Annotated in this window: 24 protein-coding genes and 1 pseudogene; 14 read left to right on the top strand and 11 right to left on the bottom strand. The window is 72.7% G+C overall.

The annotated features are described in order from the left end of the window. Positions 1–90: 90 nt before the first annotated feature. Positions 91–849, bottom strand: coding sequence for an SDR family NAD(P)-dependent oxidoreductase (locus BU198_RS36255; protein WP_188301055.1), 759 nt, complete (start codon positions 847–849; stop codon positions 91–93). A 146-nt stretch (positions 850–995) separates the two neighbouring features. Between BU198_RS36255 and BU198_RS36250 the strand changes: the two genes are divergently transcribed. The 5 genes from BU198_RS36250 to BU198_RS36230 all read left to right on the top strand — a co-directional run bounded on the left by BU198_RS36250 (position 996) and on the right by BU198_RS36230 (position 4344). Further along, positions 996–1631 carry a TetR/AcrR family transcriptional regulator gene (locus BU198_RS36250; RefSeq protein ID WP_188301054.1) on the top strand — a complete coding sequence of 212 codons (636 nt, stop codon included), beginning with the start codon at positions 996–998 and terminating at the stop codon, positions 1629–1631. 334 nt (positions 1632–1965) lie between these two features. Further along, positions 1966–2139 carry a hypothetical protein gene (locus BU198_RS36245; RefSeq protein ID WP_188301053.1) on the top strand — a complete coding sequence of 58 codons (174 nt, stop codon included), beginning with the start codon at positions 1966–1968 and terminating at the stop codon, positions 2137–2139. 163 nt (positions 2140–2302) lie between these two features. Then, positions 2303–2857, top strand: coding sequence for a hypothetical protein (locus BU198_RS36240; RefSeq protein ID WP_188301052.1), 555 nt, complete (start codon positions 2303–2305; stop codon positions 2855–2857). Positions 2858–3286: 429 nt separating this feature from the next. Beyond that, a complete protein-coding gene (locus BU198_RS36235; RefSeq protein WP_223245410.1) occupies positions 3287–3769 on the top strand; it encodes a SigE family RNA polymerase sigma factor in 483 nt (160 codons plus the stop codon). Further along, positions 3766–4344: a PASTA domain-containing protein gene (locus tag BU198_RS36230; RefSeq protein ID WP_188301050.1), complete on the top strand. Its 579-nt coding sequence runs from the start codon at positions 3766–3768 to the stop codon at positions 4342–4344. The genes BU198_RS36235 and BU198_RS36230 overlap by 4 nt, the downstream gene beginning before the upstream one ends. A gap of 584 nt (positions 4345–4928) precedes the next feature. Here the strand turns inward: BU198_RS36230 and BU198_RS36225 are convergent. The 4 genes from BU198_RS36225 to BU198_RS36210 all read right to left on the bottom strand — a co-directional run bounded on the left by BU198_RS36225 (position 4929) and on the right by BU198_RS36210 (position 8439). Continuing rightward, positions 4929–5129: a hypothetical protein gene (locus tag BU198_RS36225; RefSeq protein WP_188301049.1), complete on the bottom strand. Its 201-nt coding sequence runs from the start codon at positions 5127–5129 to the stop codon at positions 4929–4931. A 315-nt stretch (positions 5130–5444) separates the two neighbouring features. Continuing rightward, positions 5445–6986: a hypothetical protein gene (locus tag BU198_RS36220; protein WP_188301048.1), complete on the bottom strand. Its 1542-nt coding sequence runs from the start codon at positions 6984–6986 to the stop codon at positions 5445–5447. After that, positions 6983–7318, bottom strand: a complete 336-nt coding sequence (locus tag BU198_RS36215; protein WP_188301047.1) for a helix-turn-helix domain-containing protein — start codon at positions 7316–7318, stop codon at positions 6983–6985. Before BU198_RS36215 ends, BU198_RS36220 begins: the two co-directional genes overlap by 4 nt. After that, entirely contained in the window at positions 7315–8439 is a 1125-nt protein-coding gene (locus BU198_RS36210; protein WP_188301046.1) for a tyrosine-type recombinase/integrase, read from the bottom strand. Before BU198_RS36210 ends, BU198_RS36215 begins: the two co-directional genes overlap by 4 nt. A gap of 437 nt (positions 8440–8876) precedes the next feature. On the opposite strand from BU198_RS36210, the gene BU198_RS36205 reads away from it, so the two are divergent. Further along, a complete protein-coding gene (locus BU198_RS36205) occupies positions 8877–9557 on the top strand; it encodes a DUF6445 family protein (protein ID WP_188301045.1) in 681 nt (226 codons plus the stop codon). A gap of 77 nt (positions 9558–9634) precedes the next feature. On the opposite strand, the pseudogene BU198_RS36200 reads toward BU198_RS36205, so the two are convergent. Then, positions 9635–10260, bottom strand: a pseudogene (locus BU198_RS36200) (endonuclease). Positions 10261–10322: 62 nt separating this feature from the next. Between BU198_RS36200 and murQ the strand changes: the two are divergent. Further along, positions 10323–11228: an N-acetylmuramic acid 6-phosphate etherase gene (gene murQ / locus BU198_RS36195; protein ID WP_188301044.1), complete on the top strand. Its 906-nt coding sequence runs from the start codon at positions 10323–10325 to the stop codon at positions 11226–11228. A gap of 76 nt (positions 11229–11304) precedes the next feature. Here the strand turns inward: murQ and BU198_RS36190 are convergent, their stop codons facing one another. After that, entirely contained in the window at positions 11305–11940 is a 636-nt protein-coding gene (locus BU198_RS36190; RefSeq protein WP_223245409.1) for a TetR/AcrR family transcriptional regulator C-terminal domain-containing protein, read from the bottom strand. 130 nt (positions 11941–12070) lie between these two features. Between BU198_RS36190 and BU198_RS36185 the strand changes: the two genes are divergently transcribed. From BU198_RS36185 to BU198_RS36175, 3 genes are all read left to right on the top strand, one after another. Then, positions 12071–13489 (top strand): MFS transporter, encoded by a 1419-nt coding sequence (locus BU198_RS36185; RefSeq protein ID WP_188301043.1) that lies wholly within the window; start codon positions 12071–12073, stop codon positions 13487–13489. A 443-nt stretch (positions 13490–13932) separates the two neighbouring features. Beyond that, positions 13933–14322: a hypothetical protein gene (locus tag BU198_RS36180; RefSeq protein ID WP_188301042.1), complete on the top strand. Its 390-nt coding sequence runs from the start codon at positions 13933–13935 to the stop codon at positions 14320–14322. Continuing rightward, positions 14319–15380 (top strand): PD40 domain-containing protein, encoded by a 1062-nt coding sequence (locus tag BU198_RS36175; RefSeq protein ID WP_188301041.1) that lies wholly within the window; start codon positions 14319–14321, stop codon positions 15378–15380. The genes BU198_RS36180 and BU198_RS36175 overlap by 4 nt, the downstream gene beginning before the upstream one ends. 132 nt (positions 15381–15512) lie before the next feature. Here BU198_RS36175 and BU198_RS36170 read toward each other — a convergent pair whose 3' ends face one another. Together BU198_RS36170 and BU198_RS36165 are read right to left on the bottom strand one after the other, a co-directional pair. Continuing rightward, positions 15513–17063 (bottom strand): glutamate synthase subunit beta, encoded by a 1551-nt coding sequence (locus BU198_RS36170; protein ID WP_317620470.1) that lies wholly within the window; start codon positions 17061–17063, stop codon positions 15513–15515. 383 nt (positions 17064–17446) lie between these two features. Then, entirely contained in the window at positions 17447–17773 is a 327-nt protein-coding gene (locus tag BU198_RS36165) for a hypothetical protein (protein WP_188301040.1), read from the bottom strand. 449 nt (positions 17774–18222) lie between these two features. On the opposite strand from BU198_RS36165, the gene BU198_RS36160 reads away from it, so the two are divergent. Beyond that, positions 18223–19803: a cytochrome b gene (locus BU198_RS36160; protein ID WP_223245413.1), complete on the top strand. Its 1581-nt coding sequence runs from the start codon at positions 18223–18225 to the stop codon at positions 19801–19803. A gap of 71 nt (positions 19804–19874) precedes the next feature. Here BU198_RS36160 and BU198_RS36155 read toward each other — a convergent pair whose 3' ends face one another. After that, positions 19875–20204 carry a cytochrome C oxidase subunit I gene (locus BU198_RS36155; protein ID WP_188301039.1) on the bottom strand — a complete coding sequence of 110 codons (330 nt, stop codon included), beginning with the start codon at positions 20202–20204 and terminating at the stop codon, positions 19875–19877. A 276-nt stretch (positions 20205–20480) separates the two neighbouring features. On the opposite strand from BU198_RS36155, the gene BU198_RS36150 reads away from it, so the two are divergent. The 3 genes from BU198_RS36150 to BU198_RS36140 all read left to right on the top strand — a co-directional run bounded on the left by BU198_RS36150 (position 20481) and on the right by BU198_RS36140 (position 23210). Then, complete coding sequence (locus tag BU198_RS36150) at positions 20481–21095, top strand: TetR family transcriptional regulator (RefSeq protein ID WP_188301038.1); 615 nt, start codon at positions 20481–20483, stop codon at positions 21093–21095. Between the two features lie 4 nt (positions 21096–21099). Then, a complete protein-coding gene (locus BU198_RS36145) occupies positions 21100–22668 on the top strand; it encodes an FAD-dependent monooxygenase (RefSeq protein ID WP_223245408.1) in 1569 nt (522 codons plus the stop codon). A 110-nt stretch (positions 22669–22778) separates the two neighbouring features. Then, complete coding sequence (locus tag BU198_RS36140) at positions 22779–23210, top strand: YchJ family protein (protein WP_188301037.1); 432 nt, start codon at positions 22779–22781, stop codon at positions 23208–23210. A gap of 30 nt (positions 23211–23240) precedes the next feature. Here the strand turns inward: BU198_RS36140 and BU198_RS36135 are convergent. Then, positions 23241–24074: polysaccharide deacetylase family protein (locus BU198_RS36135; protein WP_188301036.1), on the bottom strand; the 834-nt coding region annotated here is incomplete at its 5' end.

Below are 24074 nucleotides of genomic sequence, written 5' to 3'. Positions count from 1 at the left end.
GACCCTGATGCGCCAGAGCCGGACGAGCCGGTCGGCTCGGAGTGATTCGGGGCCGTCACTGCCTGCTTCCCTACCGGCCGTCGCCCGGCGTCACAGGAGGGCGCCGCCGGAGACCTCGATGCGCTGGGCGGTGACCCAGCGCAGTCCCTCGGAGGCCAGCGTGGCGATGGCGTCGCCGATCTCCTCGGGTTCGCCGACGCGGCCGAGCGCGGTCTGTCCGGCCAGAACCTGGCGCGTTCCGGCGTCGTCCCGCATCGCTCCGCCGTTGAAGTCGGTGGCGGTCGGCCCCGGGGCGATGGAGTTGACCCGGATGCCGCGAGGTCCGAGTTCTGCGGCGAGGGTGCGGCTCAGAGCTTCGACGGCGGCCTTCGACGCGGAGTAGACCGAGGTGGCGGGGCTGGTGTGGCGGGTCAGTGACGTCGAGACGTTGATGACCTGGCCGCCCTGGGCCAGCAGCGGCACGAGCGACTGGATGAGGAAGAACGTGCCCCGGACGTTGGTGCCCATCACCGTGTCGAAGTCGTCGGTCGTGACAGTCTCCAGCGGCCCGAAGACTCCCACTCCCGCGTTGTTGACCAGGATGTCGAGCCGCGAAGTACCCCAGCGCTCCAGCTGCGCGCCCAGTTCGGAGGTGAAGGACGCGAAGGAGGAGACGTCGCTGATGTCGAGCCGGAGAACAGCGGCCGTCCCACCCACGGCCCGCACCTGTTCCACCGTCTTCTCAGCCCCGGCCGCATCACCGCGGTGGGTGACCACCACCCGCACCCCGCGGGTGGCCAGGGCGATGGCCGCGCTGCGCCCGAGGCCGCGATTCGCACCGGTCACCAAAGCGATCTTGTCGACTGTCATGAACTTCCTCCACCGTACGACGACCAGGATGCGCCCAGGTGCCGCAGCTCAGAGGCGAGTCACTCGACTCGCCTTACTGCTGCACCGTAAGCGGGCCTCCGAGGCGAGTCAAGTGACTCGCCTCGGGGCTGCGGCATACTCTTCGCATGGCAGCAGAACTCACCGCGCATCACCGCAGGCTCGCCCAGCAGAAGCGCGAGGCGATCACCTCCGCGGCCACAGAACTGTTCTTGGACCGTGGCTACGACGGCACCTCCCTCGCGCGGATCGCCGAAGCGGCCGGGGTCTCGAAGTCCACGCTGTTCAAGCAGTTCCCCACCAAGGCGGCCCTCTTCGAGGCCATCGTCACCGAGTCCTGGCAGCGCGACGCCGGCGATACCGCCGCGCGGCCACAGACGGGAGATCTGCGCTCCGGGCTGACAGCCATCGGCCACCGCTACGCCGAACTGATCGGCCAGCCCCGCATGGCAGGCCTGTTCCGGATCGTCATCGCCGAACTGCCTCGTTTCCCCGAGCTGGGACGGATGCAGTTCCAGCTCGGCAAACTGCCCTACTTCGCCTCCGTCCAGCACTACTTGGAATCCGAGCATGAGGCGGGCAACGCCGATGTGCCCGACGCCGAGAGCGCCGCGAACCAGTTCCTCGGCATGATCGCCAACTACGTCCTGTGGCCCCGCATGCTGCTGACCGGCTGGAACCCCGCAGCCTCCGACATCCACAACGCCGTCGAAGAGGCCGTCCAGACCATGCTCGCCAGATACACCCCCGACCCGCCGGCCTGACCCGAAGCCGGAATTTCCACACTGCCGCGCAATGCCAAAGACCGCGACGCCTTCACCCGCGACACCTGTCGGCAAACGATGGCGGGCTCAAGCGATAGCCAAGGGCCGCGAGGGCGGGCGCCGTCCCGCCCTCGCGGCCTCGGGACTGGTAGGCGCGCATGTTGAAGTGTCGTGTATTCCTGATGCCGGGCGATAGGCCTGGGCGGCGGCCGGGGAAGAGCCAGCGGGTGGATAGGTTCACCGCCGGTGCGTGGGCCGGGAGTGAGCGAAGGTAGCCGCGAACGAGAGCGGCGACAGGCTCGGGCAGGGGCGAGGGCGGGTCTCCGAGTCGGAGGTGGACCTGCTGGCCGTCGTCCAGGACGTCGCCGGTCGTCAGGCGGACGACGCGGGTGAGGGGCTGGGCGAACAGCAGGACGAGACTGGCGGCGACCCGGACCCTCAGCGGCGCGGCTTCGTTGCCGAGGACGCAACGGAGGGCGGTCAACCGCTGGTGCTGGCCAAGCGGTAGTGGGTTGGCCGTCGCCTGGTAGGGGATGGCCAGGCGCGGCATGCGCTGCGTGTCCATGCACCAGCGCAGGAAGGGTTGTGCCGCGCGGCGGGTGGCGTAGTTCTCGGTGTGCCAGGCGTCGAGATCGGCTTGGATTGCCGTTGCCGGCGTGCTGCCTCGGCGGGTGAGCCAGGTGAGGAAGGCGTCGGCCTGGGTGGTCTGCTGGCGGTGGTCTGCTGGCGGTGCTGACGCTCAGCGGGCCGGTGTCGGCCTTGACGCGCAGCTTGCGGAGCTGGTGCCAGTGGGCGAAGTGCCGCAGGAACTGCTCGTGTTCGGGGTCCGTGGTCGCCGCGAGCCGTTCGGCCAGCCAGCGTTGGAAGAGAAGGAGCTGGCGGTCCTGGCGGGGCAGGACGCCGCATTCCATGAGCAGATCGCGCAGGTAGGCGGCGGTCCGCCAGTTCGGCACCTGCTGGATAGCCTCGTGGGTGAGGGCGATGTTGCCGGTGGCGAGGTCCCTCAGCAGCGCGGGGACCTGCGGGTTGTTCAGCCGGACGAGGCGGCCCTTGGGCCGGTCCATCCCGACGAGCAGGTCGTGCAGCGGGAGCAGGCGCGGGCCGGTGCGGGTGTCGGGGCCGCGATGCACAAGGCGAACCCGGGGCTGTTCTTCGACCTGGCCGACAGCGCATCCATGTACTGCTACCACTGCGACCGCGAGATGACCGAGCTGTGGGAGGACTGACACCCAGCGCCGGCCGGGGCGGAGACCACTTCGCCGCAGCCCCACCGCCCCCACCGGCCAGGCCGGGCATCCCGGAGGACTGAACCCCCGGACGGCCAGACTCGCCAGCTCGCCTCCCGGGAGAGGGCCGGCCCGCGTTCCGTGACGACGGGCGGCCGGTCGGAGCCCGAGCCCGCTTCCGCTCCGCCCGCGCGGGACGCCGGGCCCCGCCCCCACCCCGGGCGGCAGCGGCGCGAGGTCCTGGGACACCCTTCCGTCCCAGCTGTGATTCACGTCACTGCCGACGGCTCGGTGCAGCACCCGGCCCCGTTCCGCCGTCATAGGGGCAGTGATCGGGACGGGACGAGGAGAGGAGGTCGGCGGGTGAGGTTTCGCAGGAGCGGTCCGGGCAACGGATTCACGGAGTTCGTCGCACATCGGTCGGGAGCGTTGTTCCGCACCGCGTATGCGCTGACCGGTGACGTGCACGTGGCCGAGGATCTGGTGCAGGAGGCACTGGAGCGGGCGTGCCGACAGTGGCGGAAGGTCGCGGTGGCGGACTCGCCGGAGGCGTACGTGCGCAAAGTGCTGGTCAACCTGGCCAACGACCGCTGGCGGCGGCTGTCGCGCCTGGGCGAGCGCCCCGGGCTGTCGGGGGTGCCCGAGACGGCCGACCCCCGGGACCGGTTCGGGCAGGTGGATCTGCGCGCGGAACTGATCGAGGCACTGCTCGGGCTGCCGATGGGCATGCGCAGCGTGGTGGTCCTGTACTACCTGCACGATCTGGACGCCCGGCAGGTCGCCGACGTCCTGGACATCTCTTCGAGTGCGGTGAGGTCCCAGCTCGCCCGCGGCCTGGCCAAGCTGCGCGATTCCGTATCGGGCGCCCAGGCGCCGCACACCCCGTCGGCCGCTTTCGGAGGTACGAAGTGAGGAGCACGTCGTCCGGACCCGCCCCGTTCGAGCCGGGCCTCGAAGACGAGCTGCGTGCCGCGGTGGCCTCCTTCGCCGACGGGCCGACGGCGCCGGTCGTCGACGCGGCCGCGATCGAGCGAGTCGTCAGCCGCAGCCGCACCCGCCGGGCGCTCCTCGGCACCGCTGCGGCGTGCTGCGTGCTGGCGTGCGCCACGGTGGGGTTCTTCGCGCTGAAGCCCGTGCCGCCCGCGCCCGGCGCCTCCCCGTCCCTGTCCCCACCGGCGAACGGGGCGTGCACCCCGCTCGCCACCGGCACCCCCAAGAGCGGAAGCGCCGATGCGACTCCGACACAGGAGCAGGAGCAGACCGCGGGAGCGGGCATCGCGCTGCCGGACCTGGCCGGCATGCCGGTCGAACAGGCCGGAAGCCTGCTGCGCGGACTCGGACTGAGCTGCACGATCATGCGGCACACGGACTGGAACGCTCCCGCCGGGCAGGTGATCAGCAGTGCCCCCCGGGGTGGCGCAGAACCGGTGGCACCGGGCTCGTCCGTCCTCCTGCTGGTCTCGACGGGCAAACCCGGCAGAACCTGAGCGACCGGGCCCTTCGGCCCGCGCACCGGCGGACGGCGCCCCGTCCTGCCGGGCAGGGGAGCCACCCGGAGCGGGGGAACGGCTGCGGGTGGCGGGCTCCGATGCCGTCAGCCGCGCAGCTCGCTCGGCATCGTCTTTGGGTTGCGGAGGTCCTGCCCGAGGCCGCGGCCCCGACCTGCGCGGACGCGGGCCCGGCGCGCCGCGTCCGCGCAGGTCGTACCGGACGCCGGTCGACCGGCGTCCGGTGGTGCTGCCGCCCTATAGAAAGAACCGGGTAAAGAACCCGCCCTCCCTCCCGGAGCGGGAAGGGAGGGCGGGTGGGGGCGTTTCCCCGAGGAGGCCTGTCACCAGCAGCCGGGTACCGGCAGCGGCCGAAGACGGGCCGGGGCCCGATGCGTCATTTCGCCTGCGGGGTGACGACGGACACCAGCGCGGGGAACAGCACGGTGGCGAGCGCGATGGCGGGCAGGGCGGCGAAGCTGGGGGTCGGTACTGGCGTATTCAACCGTCGCGAGTTGGCCCACCTCGTTCCGGCATTGCTACTGAACGTGACAGCCTTCTGGGGTCCGACCGGGCGAGGTGCGTCAGAGAGGAAGCGCCCCATCGACCAGGGCTTTCAGGTCTACTGGCAGATCAGGTGAGTCCCGCCAGTGCTGGGCGATCAACAAGAGCGCAATCCACGAGTCACACGCCTCGTCGTTCGGCTGCCCGGATGACAGCGCGTCCAGCACCGGCCTGCCGAGAGCGTTCACGACCTCGTACAGGGCATTTGCGACCTTGCTCACGTCGTCCAGGGGCGACCCCTCGGCATGAGGCGGAGCGCCGTCGAGCCGGATGGCGACCGAGGCAGCCGAGTAGGTCCTTCCATGGACGAAGTCCCGCAGGCTGGCAAGTTGCCGGCGGGATGGGAGAGGCGGCTGACCAGAACGTTGAGGCACGGCGTCACCCTATTCGGAACCGGAACGTCACTCACGTCCTTCTCGTCCGCCGGCCCCCGCACCGGCAGCGACGGGGCCCGGTGGCGGTGCGGCTTGCTCGCCCGGTCGGCGATGGCCTCCGCCGAGGGCTTGAACGGCCTCGGTACTGGTGGGCTCGCGCATTCAACTGCCGTGGGTTCCCCGGGGAGCCCAGCCCGTTGGTGACCGGGTGTGGTCGCCTGCGGCGTGTCGGCTCCAGGTCCCGCCGGTCTCTCGGAGGAGTCGGCTGGTGGTCTTGTCGTGGTAGCCGAGGGCGTCCGCGACGACGGGGGCGGGCAGTTCGAGGAGTTGCTGTCTGACGGCGGCGCCGCGGGCGGCGGCGACTGGGATGCCGATCTCGCCCAGGAGCGCGGAGAGGTGGTCGGGGCGGGCTGGCTGGCCGGCTCGGCGGCCGGGGAAGAGCCAGCGGGATGCCTGGTTGGTGGCGGTGTTCATGTTGCCGCGGTTCGCGATGTACGCCAGCAGCAGGGCCGCTACCGGTGTGGGGACGGGCGAGGCGGGTTCCCCGAGCCGCAGCAGTGTGGTCTCTCCGTTGTGGAGCACGTCGTCGACTGTCAACTGGACGACCCGGGTGAGGGGTTGATCGTAGAGGAGGACGATGACCCCGGCGACGCGGAGGCGCATCGATGCGTCTGTGTCGGTCAGCAGCCGGCCGAGTGTGGCCAAGCGTTCGTCCTCGCTCAGGGCGGGTCGCCGGGAAATCCTCTGTGCGGGGATGGAGAGGGAGCGTGGGCATCGGCAGCCCTGCATGGCCCAGTTGAGGAAGGGTCTCAGGGAGGTGCGGCCGCGTTCGGTGTTCTCGGCGAACCAGGCGTCGATGTCGAGCCGGCCCAAGGACGCGAGGGTAGTGTTCCGTGCGCTGAGCCACTGCAGGAATGCTGTCGCGCAGGTGATCTGCTCGGCTGCGAAGCCGCGGACGCTCGGTGTGATCCGACTGCGATCGGCTCGTTCACGCAGGTGGGGAAGGACGCGCCAGGTCGCGAAGAGCTTGATCGTCTTGACGTGCTCGGGATCGGCGATGCTGGCCAGGTGGCCGGGCAGCCATCGTTGGAAGGAGCAGATGTACTTGTCGACGGCGGGCAGGACTTTGCTGGCCATCAGGAGTTCTTCCAGGTGAGCCGCTGCCCGCCAGGGCTGGAGTTCGTGGAAGGCATCGTGGGTCAGAGGGATCTCGCCGAGACCGAGCCGCCGCAGTAGCTGCGAGGCGTTTCCGGGATGGCCGCGGCGCATCTCCAGCCAGGCCAGGCCGCTTCTGGGCTTGTCCATCGCCGCCAGCAGGTTGAACAAGGGTGTCAGCGCGGGCCGGACGCGGCCGGTGCCGTCGTCCAGGAGGGCGGTCAGCCGGTCGGTGAGTGTGCAGCGTTCGCAGAGCCGGCCGCCCAGCAGTTTGCCCTCGAAGCCGCAGCGCGAGCAGTCGAAGGTCTGGGAGAAGCCGGCGCAGGTCGTGCAGATCGCGGAGCCGTCGGCGGGGTGACGTCCGGGCAGGGCACGGTCCTGGCCGCATCCCGGGCACGTGCCTCGTGTTCGCACCGCGCGGTCCGAGCAGGTGCGACAGACGTATCCGTCCGGCCAGGTGCCGGCCTTGTGTCTGCGCTGGCTGCAGCGGCAGCACTCGGCCATGTACCAATGCTCGTACTGCTCGTCGGTGGCGTAGGGGCGGCTCATGCGTCGGGCAGGATGCGGGCCGCGCGGGGCCGGAGCTTCGCGACGTTGTCGGGCGGGGTGGGCAGGTCGCCCGTGGCGGTCTTGCGGACACCGGCGTTCTCGGCGGTGGTGGCCACCAGCTCGGCCGGAGTGCAGGAGAGGATGTCGCAGAGCGCCGACAGGACCTGCAGCGACAGCCGCTCCGGGGTTCCGGAGACCAAGCGGTGGACCTGGGAGGCGGACAGGTCGATGCCGCGTTCGCGCAGCAGCGGGACCAGTTCGGTCGCAGTGAAGATGCGGTGTTGGGCCATCACCTCACGCAACCGCCAGGTGTAGCCGACCTTGCGCTTCATGCCTGCTTCCCGTTCTGGGCCCGGAGGGCGGCGGCGACGGTGGCATCCAGGTGCCGGCGCAGGGTGCGGGTGCGGAAGTCCGAGGAGACGCAGGTGTAGATGGACGTGGTGCTGGCGTGCTCGTGACCGACCTGTTCCTGGACGAAGCGGGGATCCCAGCCGTCCTCGATGAGGTGGGTGACGTAGGACCTTCGGAAGGAGTGGTAGTCCAGCCCGTCGTCCAGGCCCAGGCCCTTGCGGTAGGTGATGAAGCGGGAGTTGATGCGCTGGCAGCCGATCCGCAGTCCGCGCTCGGACGGCCAGGCCGCAGGGTTGCCGTCGGTGCCCAGCAGCGGGCGGACCTCGGTGAACCACTCGTCCAGGACATCGGGGGTCCAGCCGAACACGGTCAGCACGCCGCGGCGCTTGGGCGGTGAGCCCTTCTTGGCCTTGCCGAACCGGACCTGGCAGCGGCCGAACCCGCCGAACTCGGCGCCGTGCGGGTTGCGGCCGAAGTCGGCGGCGTCGAGCATCCGCGTCTCGTTGCGCCGCAGCCCGTAGGCGTAGGCGGTCTTGAACAGGGTGGCGTCACGGAACGCCGGCAGCCAGCCCTTGCGACCGAAGGCCCTGATCCGGGCGACCTCGTCGTCGCAGTGCTCGAAGAACGCGTGCAGCTCGGCCTTGGTGAACGCCCGCTTCTTCGCATCGGCCTCGTTGTCCTGGACGTGCACCGCGGTGTTCCACTCATGCACCACCTGGACCGGGTGGGTGCCGAACCGCTCCTCGCACGTGGCCGCCCAGTCGTAGAGCGGGTCGGTGACGAAATGGCAGAACGCCCGGACCGCCTCCGAGTAGGAACGGATCGTGGAACGGCGCAGATCCCTCAGCGAACGCAGGTCACCCAGCCACTCGTCGACCATCGCCGGCGTCCAGTACCACGGGTAGGTGTTCACGTACGCGGCGAACGCCTTGACCGTGTTCTCCCGCCCCTCCACCGTCGTCCGGGCCAGATTCCGCGCGAGCTGCTGGTTGGCGAACCCGGTCAGCATCGCGGTGAAGACCTGTTCCTCCGGCCGCAGCAGCGCGACTCCGTCCACCAGGTGCAGCCGTGCCGCACCTGGGATCGACCCGTTGAACCCCACCGGTCCACCACCCTCCGTCACTCGCGTCGTATGCGAGAAAACCGCATCTGATGCGAGTCGGTGGGCAAATCGCAGGTCAGTCAGCCGGACGAGTGACACCAGCTGGCGTCGCGCTCGCGTCCGTCGCTACGGTCGCCACCAGCAGGCGGGGCCAACTTCACTGGTCAGCGTGCTGGTTGGCGCCGCTGGCCACGACGATTCGCGAACCGTCGCGAGTTCGCATCAGATGCAATTGGCGGCGCTTGGAACATCGGTACAGCGGTGGACGCCAAGCCGGTGATCATGGTCCGGTCGCTGAGAGAACGCTGACACGGTTCTCGACCGCAGCACCGCCACCCACCGGAGCGCCGACGATCACCCCTGGTCAGGGCGCCTTTGACGAAAGGTTGACCTGCTCACGGCAGAAGGTTGACGATCACCGCGCCTATCGTCGGCCCATGCCCTCACAGCCCATCAGGCCCACCGCCCTGCCGGTCCTGCCGTACCGCAAACCCACCAGGGGCCGGGACTACTGGGTCCTGGACAACGTGCTGCCCGATCCGGACGCCGTCCGGGATCGTTGTCTGGCCCGTGAGGACTGGACCGAGGGCTACCCGCACCGTCCCGAGACCTGGCCCGGGCTCCGCACCATGCCGGGCCTGGAGCCCGGGGAACTGGCCCGGGTCGAATCGCTGGTCCGCAAGGCCACCGGCGCCTCCCGGCTCTGGGTGCAGAGCGCCCCGGGCGGCGGCACGCTCAACCACAACTGCGTGCAGGTCGTCGGCGCCGGCGAGTCGGAGTCCCGCCCGCACACCGACTCCCGCGCGCTCTGCCGTTACGCCGCCGTCCTCTACCTCAGCCCGGGCGCCCCCAAGGACGCCGGCACCAGCTTCTACCGCCAGCAGTTCCCCGGCGGCCGTCTCGGTGGCAACCTGGTCAACGCCCCGCACAACAACCTGGTCGAAGCGCTCGGCACCCGGCACGTGCCCGGCGACCACTTCACCGAGGACGTCCGCGTCCCCAACCGCTACAACCAGTTGCTCCTCTACCACGCCAACCTGATCCACAGCGCCACCGGCTACTACGGCACCGAGCTGCCAGAGCGTCGGATGACGGCGGTCTTCTTCTGGATGGCCTGACCCCGCGCCCACCCCCGCACCCGGTCCTGCACCCACCCCCGCGCCCGGTCCCGTACCCGCCTTCTGGACGCCACCCCTCACCCGACCCCGACGTGCACCAGGCTCGCCCGGGTCAGCGCCGCCGCCAACCAGGCCTGCTCCCCCGGCCCGACCAGCGCCGCCAGCCCGTCCGGTTCGCCCGGCAGCCCCAGTACCCGGGCCTCCACCAGCGCCCGCTCGTCGAAGTACGGCCGCAGCGACGGCCAGACCGCCTGCGCCTCGCGCCGGAAGATCCCGGCGCCGACCGGCCCGATCCGGGGGAACTCCCGGAGCAGCTCGCCGATCCGCTCCGGCTCGCCCCCGGCCTCGTCCCGCAGGCGCCGCAGGTCGCCGTGCCAGCGGTCGAGCAGCAGCTCGGCCCCCTGCTCGAGCGCGGTGGCGGTGCTCTCGTCGTAGCGCACGTAGTGGGCCCGGCCCAGGGCGGCGATGAGCGTCCCGCGCCGGGCGTCGGCCATCGCGCGCGCGGGGTCCGCAGCCCGGCGGCCGACAGCTCGCGGGCCGCCGCCGTGGCGGTGACGGCGCTGATCCGCGCCGAGCACAGCACGGTCAGGACGAGCAGCCGGTAGAGCGGCGAGGGCTTGTCGCGCAGCGTGATCCCGGCTTCCTCCGCATAGGTGCGGCCGAACCGTTCCAGCAGCTCGGCGACGGTCGGTTCCATCTCCATCGCCTCCCTCCCCTTCACGCCTGCCCGGATTCGGCCGCCACGCACCCGGGGAGGCTCGCGGCATGAGCCATGACTCCGCACCCGCGACCGAGACCATCCGCCCCGACTGGGCCGCGATCGACCAGCTGCCCACGGTCGGACTGCTCCGCCTGATGAACGCCGAGGACCACAGCGTGCCCGCCGCCGTCGCCGGGGAGCTGGAGCGGATCGCCGCCGCGGTGGACGCCGTGGCCGCCCGGATGGCGCGTGGCGGCCGGCTGGTCTACGCCGGCGCGGGGACGGCCGGTCGGCTCGGCGTGCTGGACGCCGTCGAGTGTCCGCCGACCTTCGGCACCGATCCGACGCTGGTCGTCGGTCTGATCGCGGGCGGGTACTCGGCCGTCACGGCCGCCGCCGAGGGCGCGGAGGACCGCACCGACCTCGCCGAGGCCGATGTGGCCGCGCTCGCGCTCACCCCCGACGACACCCTGGTGGGCGTCTCCGCCTCCGGCCGTACGCCTTATCCGCTGGCCGCCGTCCGCGCCGCGCGGGCCACGGGGGCGCTGACCGTCGGACTGGCGTGCAACCGGGGTTCGGCGCTGGCGGCCGCGGCCGAGCTGGGCATCGAGGTGGAGGTCGGCCCCGAGGTGCTGGCCGGATCGACCCGGCTCAAGGCCGGTACGGCGCAGAAACTGGTGCTCAACCTGCTGTCCACGGCCGTGATGGTCCGGCTCGGCCGCACGTACGGAAATCTGATGGTCGACCTCCGCGCCACCAACGACAAGCTGCGCCACCGCGCCCGACGGATCGTCGCCGAGGCGACCGGCGCCGATCCGGCAGCGGTCGACCGCGCCCTGACCGCGACCGGCGGCCGGGCCAAGGACGCGATCCTGGCCCTGCTCGCGGACGTGGACGCGCCCACCGCCGCCCGCCTGCTCGCGAGCTCCGACGGACGGCTCCGCGAGGCCCTCCGACTCGCCGGAGCGTAGCGGCCCGCCGAGGCCTCACGCCGGCCCGGCCACCGCCCGGCCACCGGCCGACCCGGCACCCGGCACCCGGCACCGCTCAACCCCCCGCCGCCTCCCGCGCGATCTCGCCCCGGAACCCCTCGATCAGCACCCGCAGCCCGTACTCGAAGTCGGCGTCGTGGTCGGTCATCCGCAGCACGTCGACCGCCTCGCGCAACAGCGGCAGTTCACTCAGCGCCGCGTCCGGGAACGGCGGCTGGTCCCGGTCCGCGGCGTCCTGCCGCCAGGCCTGTTCCTCGGTGACCCAGCCCATGATGTACCGGTCGACGGTCAGCAGCAGCCGCAGCGCCGTACGGGGGCGCAGCCCGGCCCGGCAGAGGGCACTCAACTGGGCCTCGACCGCAGGGAGTTCGCCCTCGGTGGGCAGGGTGCCCGCGTGCACCCTGGCGCCGTCGCGGTAGGCGAGCAGAGCGTTCCGCTTGGCGCGGGCGTCGGCGGCGATCCACTCGGGCCAGTGCTCCGGGTCCGGCTCGCGGTCGGGCGGGAGCGCCTCGGCGAGCATCGCCTCGGCCATCATGTCGAGCAGTTCCCGCTTGTTCCTGAAGTGCCAGTACAACGCCGGTGACTGCACGCCGAGTTCGCGGGCGAGCCGGCGGGTGGTGACCCCGTCGATGCCCTCCTCGTCGAGCAGGCGCAGTGCCGTGCGCACCACCTCGTCGCGTGTCAGCGCCATCCGGTCGGCCTCCTGAGATATCCGCTTGCCAGATCCACCTTATCGCCGATAAGTTCCCGAGCCGTAACTTATCAGCGATAAGGAGAGCCGTCGCGACCCCGCCGACGGCAGCGAAGGGACCTCACCCCTCATGACCACCGGGCCGAACCCGACCTCCGAACCGAATCGGACCTCTGAACCGAACCCGACATCCGAACCGACCGCGACTCCCGGAACGGGCACAACCTCGGGAACGGGCACGACCTCAGGACGCCTCCGGACCCGACTGCTGCCGAACACCACGCCCTGGCGCTCCTCCCGGGACTTCCGGCTGACCTGGACCTCCGGCACCGTCACCCTGCTCGGCTCGATCTTCACCATGACCGCGATCCCGCTCCAGATCGCCGACCTCACCGGCTCACCGCTGGCCGTCGGCGCGGTCGGCGCGGTCGAACTGGTGCCCGCCATCCTGTTCGGCCTCTACGGCGGCGTCCTGGCCGACCGCGCCGACCGCCGCACCGTCGCCCTGGCGACCGAGGTCGCGCTGGCCGCGCTCAGCGCCCTGCTGCTGGCCAACGCGTTGCTCGGCACCCCCGCCGTGTGGCCGCTCTACGCCGCCGCCGGGGTGGCGGCGGCGATCCAGGGCATCCAGCAGCCCTCGGTCGAGGCGATGGTCCCCCGGCTGGTGCCCCAGGACCAGCTGGTGGCCGCGGGCGCCCTGCTCTCGCTCCGCTGGAGCATCGGCGGCGTGGCCGCCCCGGCCGCGGCCGGACTGCTGATCGCCACCGCCGGAGTCCCGGCCGCCTACCTGGTCGACCTCGCCACCTTCCTGCTCTCGATCGCCCTGCTCGCCCGGGTCCGGCCGGTCCCATCGGAGCGGGACGCCGAGGCGCCGCGGCTCACCGAGTTCCTCGACGGCGCCCGGTACGCGGCCCGGCGACCCGACCTGATCGGCACCTACCTGGCCGACCTCGCGGCCACCGCCTTCGCCCTGCCCACCGCACTGTTCCCGTTCCTGGCCGCGGACCTGGACGCCGGCTGGGCGCTCGGCCTGCTCTACTCCGCCAGTGCGGCCGGCAGCCTGATCGCCGCCGCGACGGGCGGGTGGACGGACCGGGTGCACCGACACGGCCGGCTGGTCCTGCTCTCCGCCGCCCTGGTCGGCGCGGCGACGGCGGCGGCCGCGTTCGCCCCGGGCGTGTGGGCCGCCCTGCTCTGCCTGACCGTCGCGGGCGGCGCCCACTGGATCGGCGACACCTTCCGCAGCGCCATCTGGAACCAGTCGATCCCGGACGAACTCCGGGGCCGCGCAGCCGGGTTGGAGATGCTGATCGGATCCGCCGGGCCGGCTCTGGGCGATCTGCGGGCCGGTGGCCTGGCCGCCCGGCAGGGCATCAGGGCCGCACTGCGCACCGGCGGCCTGCTCTGCCTCGGCAGCTCGGCCGCGCTGTCCGCCGCGGTTCCCGCGCTCTGGCGCTACGACCAGCGGGCGCACCGGTCCGAACACGCCGCCCCCGAGGACGCCACCACGACCAGCGCCATCACCGAGCCCAGCGAGCCCACCCCGTGACCCACCAACCGGACCACCACTCAGTCCAGGACGACCGCCGTCGCATGCCGACCGATCAGCTCCCCCGGCCGCCGGACGTCCTCTGCCCCACGCTTGGGCAGCATGGTCAGCACCCGCGTCTCCTCGTTCCCGCCCAGCAGCAGGAACAGTCGCCTGCACCCACGCTCACGTCTTCGCCCGCGCCCTCGCCTGCGCTCACGTCCTCGCCTTCGCCCTCCGGCCCTCGTACGCACATCTCCCGACCCCCACGTCGGCGGATCGCAGCAATGGCCGTACGTACCCGACCCGATCGCGTCCACGCCCTCCCGCCCCGAATGCGCCGCTCCCGGCGCGCAACCGTTGACCGACCGCCCCGCCCGACGGTTGGCTCGCCCCGAGCCTGCCGCCGGGGAGTTCGGCGTCCACCGCCGACGCGGCACGGCCGATCCCAGGGGAGGGAACCAATGACCCGAATCCGCCGACCGCTGCGCGCGGCCTGCACCCTCGCGGCCGCCGCACTGGCCGTCGCCGTCGCCGCCCCCGCCCAAGCGGCCCCGACCGATGCGGCCCCGACCGCCTGGCCGGGCGCCCGCATCGAACGCGTCTCCGTCGGCCCCGGGCAGGCGCAGGCCACCGGCGAATCACGCAGCGGCGGCCTGAGCTTCGACGGCCGCTTCGCCGTCTTCACCTCCGAGGCCGCCGACCTGGTGCCCGGCGACACAACGGCAAGTCCGACGCCTTCGTCCGCGACCTGTGGACCGGCCGCACCGAACGGGTCGACACCGGCCCCGGCGGAGTCCAGGCCGACGGTGACGCCTACGAGGCGAGCATCAGCGGCAACGGCCGCTACGTGACGTTCAGTTCCGTCGCCACCAACCTCGCGCCCGGTGCCAACATCGGCTCCGAGGACGTCTACGTCCACGACCGCTGGACCGGCGACACCCGCCTGGTCAGCGTCGGCAGGACGGGGGTGCCGCAGACGGGCAAGCTGGCCGGCGTCCCCTCGATCAGCTGGGACGGCCGCTACGTCGCCTACCAGTCCAACCGCACCGACCTCGCCCCCGGCACGGTCACCTGGTCCGGCGGCAACATCTACGTCACCGACCGCTGGACCGGCGACACCCGCCTGGTCAGCATCGGCGCGGGCGGCAAGGAGGCGAACAGCTCCTCCTCCGCTCCGGAGATCAGCGCCGACGGCAGCACGGTCGCCTTCATCTCCAAGGCGACCAACATGCTCGACCCGGGTCAGCCGGGCGCTCTCTCCGCGAAGGCGCTCGCCGAGCTGTCCGTCGAACCCGACCAGGAGTTCGTCGCCGACTCCTTCCGGCCGGGGGCCCGCGCGGAGATCCTCAAGCCGCACACCTACCCGCTGTACGTCCGGGACCTGCGCACCGAGCGGACGAGCCTGGCCAGCCCGGACGGCGAGGACGGTTACCGGGGCGTGGTCACCCCCTCGATCAGCCCGGACGGCCGCTACGCGGTCTTCTCGTCCTGGGTGCTGCACGGCGACAGCCAGTGGGACCGCCACTTCGAGCTCTACGTCCGTGACCTCAAGCAGGGCACCGAGACGCTGGTCAGCGCCGGCCTGCCCGGGACGAAGACCACCCTCGGCTCGACCGGCGGCCGGATCACGGCGGACAACCGCTGGGTCTTCTTCCAGTCCTCGGCGGCGAACCTCGTCCCCGGCGACACCAACGAGACCGAGGACGTCTTCCGGCACGACCTGTGGACCGGCCGCACCGAGCGGGTCAGCGTGGCGGGCGACGGTTCGCAGACCGCCGGCTCCTCGTACTTCCCGTTCGTCGACGCCCTCGGCACCACGGTGGTGTTCACCTCGTACGACGGCACCCTCGTCCCCGGGGACACCAACCACGTCGACGACGTGTTCGCCCGCCGTCTGCCGCTGTTCTGACCCCAGGCCCGACAGGCCGGACAGGCCGAACAGGCCGGACAGGCCCGACGGACCCATCCCGGCCCACCGCCCCGCCGAACCACAGCTCACCGACCCACCCCCACCCCGGCCCGGCGCGGGCAGCTCCCGGACTCACACCGTGAGCGCCCGCGCCGAGGCCGCGATCGGCGCCGGCAGCTCCGTCCGCCCCCGCAGGTACCGGTCCACCGCCGCCGCCACCGCCCGGCCCTCCGCGATCGCCCAGACGATCAGCGACTGCCCGCGCCCGGCGTCCCCCGCGACGAACACGCCCTCCGCCGCCGTGGCGAACCCGTCGTCCCTCGCCAGAGTGCCCTCCGACCCGATGGCCAGGCCGAGTTGGCCGAACAGCCGCCGGTCCGGCTCCGGCCCGGTGAACCCCAGCGCGAGCAGCGCCAGTTGCGCCGGCAGGCTCCGCGCGGTGCCCGCCCGGGGGCTGCGGTCGCCGGGTTCGGCCTCGGCGAAGCGGACGGCGGCCAGCCGGCCGTCCGGGCCCGGCTCGAAGCCCACGGTGGCCGCGGCGAACAGCCTGGGCCCGGCCTCCGCGGCGCCGGACTCCTCGTGCGAGGTGGTCTCCCGGTACACCTTGGGGTGGACCGGCCAGGGCTGCCCGGGCGGCCGGTCCTCCGCCGGGCGGGGGTTGATGTCCAGCTGGGTGACCGAGGCGGCGTGCTGGCGCAGCGCCGTGCCCAGGCAGTCCGCCGCCGTGTCCCCACCGCCGACGATCACCACGTGCCGCCCCTCGGCGGACACCGGCGAGGCCGGGCGGTCGCCCTCGTCCACCCGGTTCGCCCAGGTCAGGTACTCCATCGCCTGGTGCACGCCGGGCAGTTCACGCCCCGGCACCGGCAGCTCCCGGCCCGCGGTCGCGCCGACCGCGACCACCACCGCGTCGTACCCGGCCCGCAGTTCCTCGCCCGGGACGTCCCGGCCGACCCACACCCCGGTGCGGAAGGCGGTGCCCTCGGCCCGCAGCTGGTCCAGCCGGCGCTCCAGCCGGTGCTTCTCCAGCCGGAACGGCGGGATGCCGTACCGCAGCAGCCCGCCCGCGCGGTCGGCCCGCTCGTACACCGTGGTGGCGTGCCCGGCCCTGGTGAGCTGCTGGGCGGCGGCCAGCCCGGCCGGGCCCGAGCCGATCACCGCGACCCGTCGCCCGCCGGCCCGCTCGGGCCGTTCGGGTGGCCGCGGCCCGTCCCAGCCCTCCGCCCAGGCCCGGTCCGCGATCGCCAGCTCCACGTTCTTGATCGTCACCGGCGCGCCGTCGATCGCCAGCACGCAGGCGCTCTCGCAGGGCGCCGGGCAGAGCCGCCCGGTGAACTCGGGGAAGTTGTTGGTCGCCAGCAGCCGCGCCGCGGCCGCCCGCCAATCCGCCCCCGCGTCCGCGCCCGGTCCCCTGCCCGGCCCCGGTCCCACTCCCGCACCCGACGGCTCGCCCGTCCCCGACTCGGCCACCAGCTGGTTCCACTCCGGCACCAGGTTCCCCAGCGGACAGGCGCTGTGGCAGAAGGGCAGTCCGCAGTCCATGCACCGACCCGCCTGGCTGCCCACCATCGGCAGCAGCGAACCCGGCCGGTACACCTCGCGCCAGTCCCCGAGCCGCTCCCGCGCGTCCCGTCGCGCCCGCTCCGCGCGCGGGGTGGTGAAGAAGGCCATCCGGTCTGCCACAACGGCCTCCGGCGGGGCGTGCCGACACTGACCAGGCGGCCCACCCGGCGGCGTGCCACCGTGTGGCCACCGTACGCCCGCGAAGCACCGCGCGAAAGCGGTGGCCGACGCGGACCGGCCCCGGGAACGCACCCGGAGCACGCCCGGGGCGGGCCGGAGCGCCCTCCTGCCGCGCCACAAGCCGCCGACGGGCGCTGCCGAGCCAAGGTACCGACCGTCGCCGACCCACGGATCGAACCACCGGCCCGGCGGGTCCGGCCCCGGCCCGGCACCACCGGTCCGCACCGCCCGAGGCCCCGGCCACACGCCGCGCGAACCGTGGCCGGCCCTGCACGGCACAGCTCCGACACGGCACAGTCGACGAAGCCGTCAGGCGGCCCGCGTCACCCCCACCACTGCTCCGGCACCGGCTCCGGCTCGGGCGCGTCGGGAACCGTCACCGGTTCGGCGGAGCGCACCAGCAGATCGCCCTCCTCGGTCCCCGAGACCAGGTACCCGCGCTCGCGCAGCACGACCGCGGCCGCGCCGCTCAGCGCCGCGAGCGCCTCCCGGGAGGGCGGCCCCCCGGGCTCCGCGCCCGGCGTCCAGCCGACCACCACGCCCTCGGGGTGGCGGTCGATCCACAGTGGTGAGGAGCCTGGACCGGTGTCGAACCCGGCGCGGGCGAGGGCCTCGGTGACGTCCTCGAAGAGTTCACGGTGATCCACCATTGGCGCAGCGTAGGCCCCGGACCGTACGACCCCCGGACGCGGCGCGCGCCGAAACGGTTCAGCGGCACTCGACCGCAGCATCGGCGCCCGTTGGGCCGACCGGCGGCCAGCCGATCGGGCGTCAGGGCCCTCGTCCGGCCCGACACGAGCGGCCTGACGGGCCGATGGACGTGCACAGTCGGCCCCCTGCCGACAGCATGACAGAGTAAGCGATCCATCACCCTGAGCAACGGGTCCAGCGGAACACCCGGTCCGCGCGCCGGTCCGGCCGGCGGCCCCGTATCGAGAGGTCCCATGATCACAACACTTCGCCGGCCCGCGTTCCCGCCGGCGGGCCTCCAGCACGGCATGCCGAGGACGCCGGGGAGCCCGTCGTGAGAACCGACCAGCAGTCGCAGCCGGGACCGGAGACCAGCACGCGCGCCGAGCCCGCCAACAAGGCCGAGGCCCTGGCCGACTGGACGGACGGCCGGCTCGGCATCTACTCCCTGGCCAAGGCCAATCTGCGCAAGATCTTTCCCGACCACTGGTCCTTCATGCTGGGTGAGATCGCGCTCTACACCTTCGTCATCATCATCCTGACCGGCGTCTGGCTCACCCTGTTCTTCGTGCCGAGCATGGGCGAGGTCGTCTACGACGGGTCGTACGTCCCGCTCAAGGGCATCCCGATGTCCGAGGCCTTCTCCTCGACGGTGAAGATCAGCTTCGACGTGCGCGGCGGCCTGCTGATGCGCCAGATCCACCACTGGGCCGCAATCGTCTTCGTCGCCTCGATGCTGACCCACATGATGCGGGTCTTCTTCACCGGCGCGTTCCGCAAGCCGCGCGAGATCAACTGGGTCTTCGGGGCGCTGCTGCTGATCCTCGGCATGTTCGACGGCTTCATGGGCTACTCGCTGCCGGACGACCTGCTCTCCGGCACCGGCATCCGCTTCATGGAGGGCGCCGTCCTCGCCGTCCCGATCGTCGGGACGTACCTTCAGTTCTTCCTCTACGGCGGCGAGTTCCCCGGCACCGACATCATCCCCCGGCTGTTCACCGTCCACGTCCTGCTGATCCCCGGGATCATGGTGGGCCTGCTCGCGGCGCACCTGATCCTGGTCTTCTACCACAAGCACACCCAGTTCGCCGGGCCCGGACGGACCAACAGGAACGTGGTCGGCATGCCCCTGCTGCCGGTCTACACGGCCAAGGCGGGCGGCTTCTTCTTCCTGGTCTTCGGCGTGGTCGCGGTGATGGCCGCGATCGCCACGGTCAACCCGATCTGGATGTACGGCCCGTACCGTCCGGACCAGGTGACCACCAACGCCCAGCCGGACTGGTACATGGGCTTCTCCGAGGGCCTGATCCGCGTGATGCCCGGCTGGGAGATCAGCGTCTGGGGCGGGCACACCCTCAACCTCGGGGTGTTCGTCCCGCTGATGGTCTTCCCGACCGTGCTGCTGGCCATCTGGTGCTACCCGTTCCTGGAGGCCTGGATCACCGGGGACCGCGGCGAGCACCACATCGCCGACCGGCCGCGCAACGCCCCGGTCCGCACCGCCTTCGGCGCGGCCTGGATCAGCCTCTACCTGCTCCTGCTGGCCGGTGGCGGCAACGACCTGCTGGCCACCCACTTCCACCTCTCGATCAACGCGATCACCTACGCGGTGCGGGCCGGCTTCTTCACCGTGCCGGTGGTCGTCTTCGTGATCGCCAAGCGGTGGTGCCTCGGCCTCCAGCGGCGGGACAAGGAGAAGGTCCTGCACGGCCGGGAGACCGGCGTCATCAACCGGCTCCAGCACGGCGAGTTCGTCGAGGTGCACGCCCCGCTGCCGCAGGGCCGCCTCTACACCCTCACCTCGCACGACCAGCCGCAGCCGTCGGAGCTGCCGCCCGAGGTCGACGAGAACGGGGTGGCCCGCAAGGCCGGGCTGTGGACCCGCGCGCGGGTGAAGCTCTCCCGCGGCTTCTACGGCAAGTACAGCCAGATCTCCAAGCCCACCGCCGAGGAGCACGAGGAGATCAGCAGCGGCCACGGCCACCACTGACACCCGCCGGCACCGAAGGGGCCCGCTGCGCCGGAACCGGCACAGCGGGCCCTCGTCGTGCGGGGCGGCGCTCAGCCGCCCAGGACGGCCGGGACGACGGCGAACAGCGCCGCGACCAGGGCCACGGAGAGGCAGAGCGCCGCCCAGCGGGCGCAGATCCGGCGGCACTCGACCCGGTACCTGGCGGCCAGCCGCCGGCAGCGCTCGACCGCCCGGTCCACGACCTCCTCGGCGTAGCGCAACCGGTCGGCGGCGTAGGCCTGTTCGAGGATCTCCCGCTCCGCCGCGGGCAGCCACGGGAACTGCGCGGCGAACGCGCGGGCGTCCCGCTCGGCCGCCGCGACCTCCGCCTCCCAGGCCAGGAATCCCTCGATGCGGGCGAACGCCGCGCGGGAGTTCACCCGGGCACCGCCGCCGGCGGGCCTGCCCTGGCGAGGGGCCCGCGCTCTCGGCGGACGCTGTCTGCCACCCATGACCGCTCCTCAAGTCCTGTCGAGTCGTCCTGCCGGAAAGCCTGCGGGGACGGGCTCCCGACGGGGATCGCTCCGCGACCAGGCAACTACTATCAGCGACGAACCGCAGGTGGCGGGCGGCTCGCCACAGCCCGTCGCGCCGGGAAAAACTTGCGTGCCACGCACTATTGCGTGACACGCACCTTTTCCGGGACAGTGGAGCCCATGACGAAGGGTCAGCCCGGGCTGCGGGAACGGAAGAAGGCCGCGACGCGGGAGGCACTCAGCTGGGCGGCACTGCGCCTGGCGGCGGAGCGGGGGCTGGAGAACGTGCGGGTGGAGGACATCGCGGCCGCCGCCGGAGTCTCCCCCCGCACGTACAACAACTACTTCTCCAGCAAGGCCGAGGCGATCGTTCACCGGCAGCGCGACCGCATCCACCGGTCGGCCGAGGCGCTGCGGGAACGGCCCTCCGGGGAACCGCTCTGGGAGGCGCTCACCCTGGCCCTGCTCGCCCCGTTCGGCGACCTGCCCGGACAGCCGGACCGGCAGTGGACCGCCGCCGTACGGCTGCTGCTGCGCGAGCCGGCGCTCCAGGCCGAGCTGACACGCGGCGGGGCGGGTGCCGAGGCCGAACTCGCGGCCGCGGTGGCCGCCCGGACCGGCACCGACCCGGACCTGGACCTCTACCCGAAGCTGGTCGCCGCGGCCTCGCTGGCCGCGGTCAGGGCCGCCAACGACCAGTACCTCACCGCCGACCCGCCGGTGCCCTACCAGTCGCTGCTCGCGGAGGCGCTGCGCCAGCTGGCAACCGGGCTGCCGGACCCTTCGTCACACTGAACCCATGGTCCCAGAGGGGGAGTTCGAGATGATCCACGACGTCGTCATCGCCGGCGCGGGCCCGAACGGGCTGCTGCTGGCCTGCGAACTGGCGCTCGCCGGAATCCGACCGGTCGTGCTGGAGCGGCTGCCCGGACGCGTACCGGTCCAGAAGGCCAACGGGCTGGTCGGCCAGGTGAACCGGCTGCTCGACCACCGCGGCCTGTACGAGCCGCTCCGCGGCGCCCCGGGCGCACCCCGGCCCACGCCCCGCTTCGTGTTCGGCGCCTTTCCGCTGGACCTGCACCTGCTCGACGAGAACCCGCTGCACACCCTGCCCGTGCGGCAGCACCGGATCGAGGAGGTGCTGGAGGAACGCGCCCGCGACCTCGGCGTCACCGTACGCCACGGCCACGAGGTCACCGGCTTCACCCAGGACGAGGCCGGCGTGACGATCGGACTCCGGGGCCCGACGGGCGACGAGCAGCTGCGCACCCGCTACCTGGTCGGCGCGGACGGCGGCCGCAGCACCGTCCGCAAGCTCGCCGGGATCGGCTTCCCCGGGGTGACCTCGACCGATCCGGTCTCGCGGATCGCCCACGTGCTGCTCCCTGAGGACGTGCGCAGGACCGCCGACGGCGACTTCCTGCTGCCCGGCTGCCCCGTCCCGTTCCGCCCGTTCACCCACACCAGGACCGAGCACGGCGTCATCGCCCTCGCCCCCTTCACCCCGGACGCCACCATGGTCGCCACACTGGAGTGGGGCGCAGCGCCGGTGGACGAGACCGTGCCGCTGACCCTGGCCGAGCTGCGCGCCAGCATCCACCGGGTGACCGGCGCCGACCTGGCGCTCACCCAGGCCCGCACGCCGGGAACGTTCACCCCGCGCCGCCAGGTCGGCCACAACACCCGGCTCGCCGACAGCTACCGGCGGGGCCGCGTGCTGCTGGTCGGCGACGCCGCCCACGTCCACGCCGCGACCGGCGGCCCCGGCCTCAACCTCGGCCTCCAGGACGCCGCCAACCTCGGCTGGAAGCTCGCCGCCGAACTCCACGGCTGGGCCCCGCCCGGTCTGCTGGACAGCTACCACCGCGAACGCCACCCGGTCGGCGAGCGGGTGTTCATGCACTCCCAGGCCCAGATGGCCCTGATGGCCCCCGGCCCCGACACCACCGCGGTGCGCGCCCTGTTCGGCGAGCTGCTGGCGCACCCGGACAACCTCGCCCGGATCGCCGCGCTGATGGCGGGCAGCGACGTGCGCTACGACGTCGGCTGCCCCCACCCGCTCGCCGGGCGCTTCGTTCCCGAGCTCACGGCCACCACCCCGGACGGGCCGGTCCGGATCGCCGAACTCGCCCGCACCGCACGCCCGTTGCTCATCGACCTCAGCGGCGGGCGCCTCCCGCTCGCGGACCTGGCGGCCGGCTGGAAGGACCGGGTGGACCTGGTGCCGGCCGACTGCCCGCAGCCTCCGGCCGGCGCGCTCCTGCTCCGCCCCGACGGCTACGTCGCCTGGGCCGTCGAGCCCGGCCGGACGGACCCGGACGGACTGCGGCGAGCCCTGCACACCTGGTTCGGCGACGCCCGTCCCTGAGCCCGGACCGCGGCGGGGCACCCGGTCCGGCCGGATGTCCGGAGCCGGCCCCGCAGCCCCCGCGCCGGGCGGGCCGAGGGCCGCGCGACGGGTGGGGGACAATGGACGGCATGTCCCGACGTCGTCCCGCCCCCCGCGCCGCCGCGCCCCGGCTGCTGCCCTCCTCCCCCTGCCCGTGCGGCCTGCCCGCCGCCTACGGCGACTGCTGCGGCCGGCTGCACCGGGGCCAGACGGCGGCCACCACCGCCGAGTCCCTGATGCGCTCCCGGTTCAGCGCCTTCGCCGCGCAGGACGAGGCGTACCTGCTGCGCACCTGGCACCCGGACACCCGGCCCGCCGAGGTCGACTTCGACCCGGCGCTGCGCTGGACCGGACTGGAGGTGGGCGTCACCACCGAGGGCGGCGCGTTCCACGCCCAGGGCACGGTCGCCTTCCGGGCGCACTGGACCGAGGGCGGCGAGGCCGGCGTCCTCACCGAGAACAGCCGCTTCGTGCGGTACGAGGGCGCCTGGGTGTACCTCGACGCCCTCTCGCTCGGCTGAGCCCCCGCCCGGCGGTCGCCGCGGGGCGCGCTACAGGTAGTCGTCCAGCCTGGCCAGGGCGAAGCCCTGTTCGGTGACGTCGTTGACGACCTTGCGCAGCAGGTCAGGCATGGAGGCCTTCCAGATGTCGGTGCCCCGGAAGTGGGTCAGGATGATGTCGCCCGGGTGCAGCTTCCGGTCGTCGTAGCGCCACTCCATGTGGTCGGGGAAGGCCTCCTCGTTCCACAGCGGCACCGCCTGCACCCCGCAGGAGGCCGCCGCGCGCAGCGTGTCGTCGTTGTACTCGCCGTACGGCGGCCGGAACAGCCGGGGGCGGACGCCGATCTGCTGCTCCAGCTGGTCCTGCTGGGTGCAGATCTCCCGGCGCTGGGTCTCGTAGTCCAGGACCTTCAGGTTGCGGTGGTTGATCGTGTGGTTGTTGATCTCCACGCCCTGGGCGTGCAGGTCGCGGAAGTAGTCGTAGTTCTCGCGGGCGAGGTAGTCGGAGACGTAGGTGCTGAGCGGGATTCCCAGTTCCTCGGCCATCCGGGAGAACTCGGGGTCCTTCTCGGCGCCGTCGTCGACGGTCAGGAAGACCACCTTGTCGTCGGTCGGCACCCGGTAGACGACCGGCGGGCGGCCGTCGGCGAGCTTGACGCCCTGGACCGGGGTGAGTGCGGCCCTGGCCGCCGGGCGCGGCGGGGCCTTCAGCGGGGGCCGTTCCAGGCCCCAGCGCCGGGCGGTCTCCAGCGCCGCGCGGACGGCCGAGCGGGACGGCGGGGCGAGGTCGGCGGTGGCCCGGCCGAGGTGACTGCCGACCAGGTCGGTGGTGAGGCCGAGCCGGTGGTAGGCGGAGAGGGCGTTGGGGCTGGCGTAGGTGACCAC

The organism is Streptomyces sp. CBMA156 (assembly GCF_014596515.1).
Taxonomy (GTDB): domain Bacteria; phylum Actinomycetota; class Actinomycetes; order Streptomycetales; family Streptomycetaceae; genus Kitasatospora.
This window is presented reverse-complemented; position numbering and strand designations above follow the sequence as displayed.

Excerpts from the sequence above, each read along its gene's own strand:
- BU198_RS36255 (WP_188301055.1), bottom strand. The coding sequence starts at position 849 with ATGACAGTCGACAAGATCGCTTTGGTGACCGGTGCGAATCGCGGCCTC.
- BU198_RS36250 (WP_188301054.1), top strand. The coding sequence starts at position 996 with ATGGCAGCAGAACTCACCGCGCATCACCGCAGGCTCGCCCAGCAGAAG.
- BU198_RS36220 (WP_188301048.1), bottom strand. The coding sequence starts at position 6,986 with ATGAGCCGCCCCTACGCCACCGACGAGCAGTACGAGCATTGGTACATG.
- BU198_RS36215 (WP_188301047.1), bottom strand. The coding sequence starts at position 7,318 with ATGAAGCGCAAGGTCGGCTACACCTGGCGGTTGCGTGAGGTGATGGCC.
- BU198_RS36205 (WP_188301045.1), top strand. The coding sequence starts at position 8,877 with ATGCCCTCACAGCCCATCAGGCCCACCGCCCTGCCGGTCCTGCCGTAC.
- murQ (WP_188301044.1), top strand. The coding sequence starts at position 10,323 with ATGAGCCATGACTCCGCACCCGCGACCGAGACCATCCGCCCCGACTGG.
- BU198_RS36190 (WP_223245409.1), bottom strand. The coding sequence starts at position 11,940 with ATGGCGCTGACACGCGACGAGGTGGTGCGCACGGCACTGCGCCTGCTC.
- BU198_RS36185 (WP_188301043.1), top strand. The coding sequence starts at position 12,071 with ATGACCACCGGGCCGAACCCGACCTCCGAACCGAATCGGACCTCTGAA.
- BU198_RS36180 (WP_188301042.1), top strand. The coding sequence starts at position 13,933 with ATGACCCGAATCCGCCGACCGCTGCGCGCGGCCTGCACCCTCGCGGCC.
- BU198_RS36165 (WP_188301040.1), bottom strand. The coding sequence starts at position 17,773 with ATGGTGGATCACCGTGAACTCTTCGAGGACGTCACCGAGGCCCTCGCC.
- BU198_RS36150 (WP_188301038.1), top strand. The coding sequence starts at position 20,481 with ATGACGAAGGGTCAGCCCGGGCTGCGGGAACGGAAGAAGGCCGCGACG.
- BU198_RS36145 (WP_223245408.1), top strand. The coding sequence starts at position 21,100 with ATGGTCCCAGAGGGGGAGTTCGAGATGATCCACGACGTCGTCATCGCC.
- BU198_RS36140 (WP_188301037.1), top strand. The coding sequence starts at position 22,779 with ATGTCCCGACGTCGTCCCGCCCCCCGCGCCGCCGCGCCCCGGCTGCTG.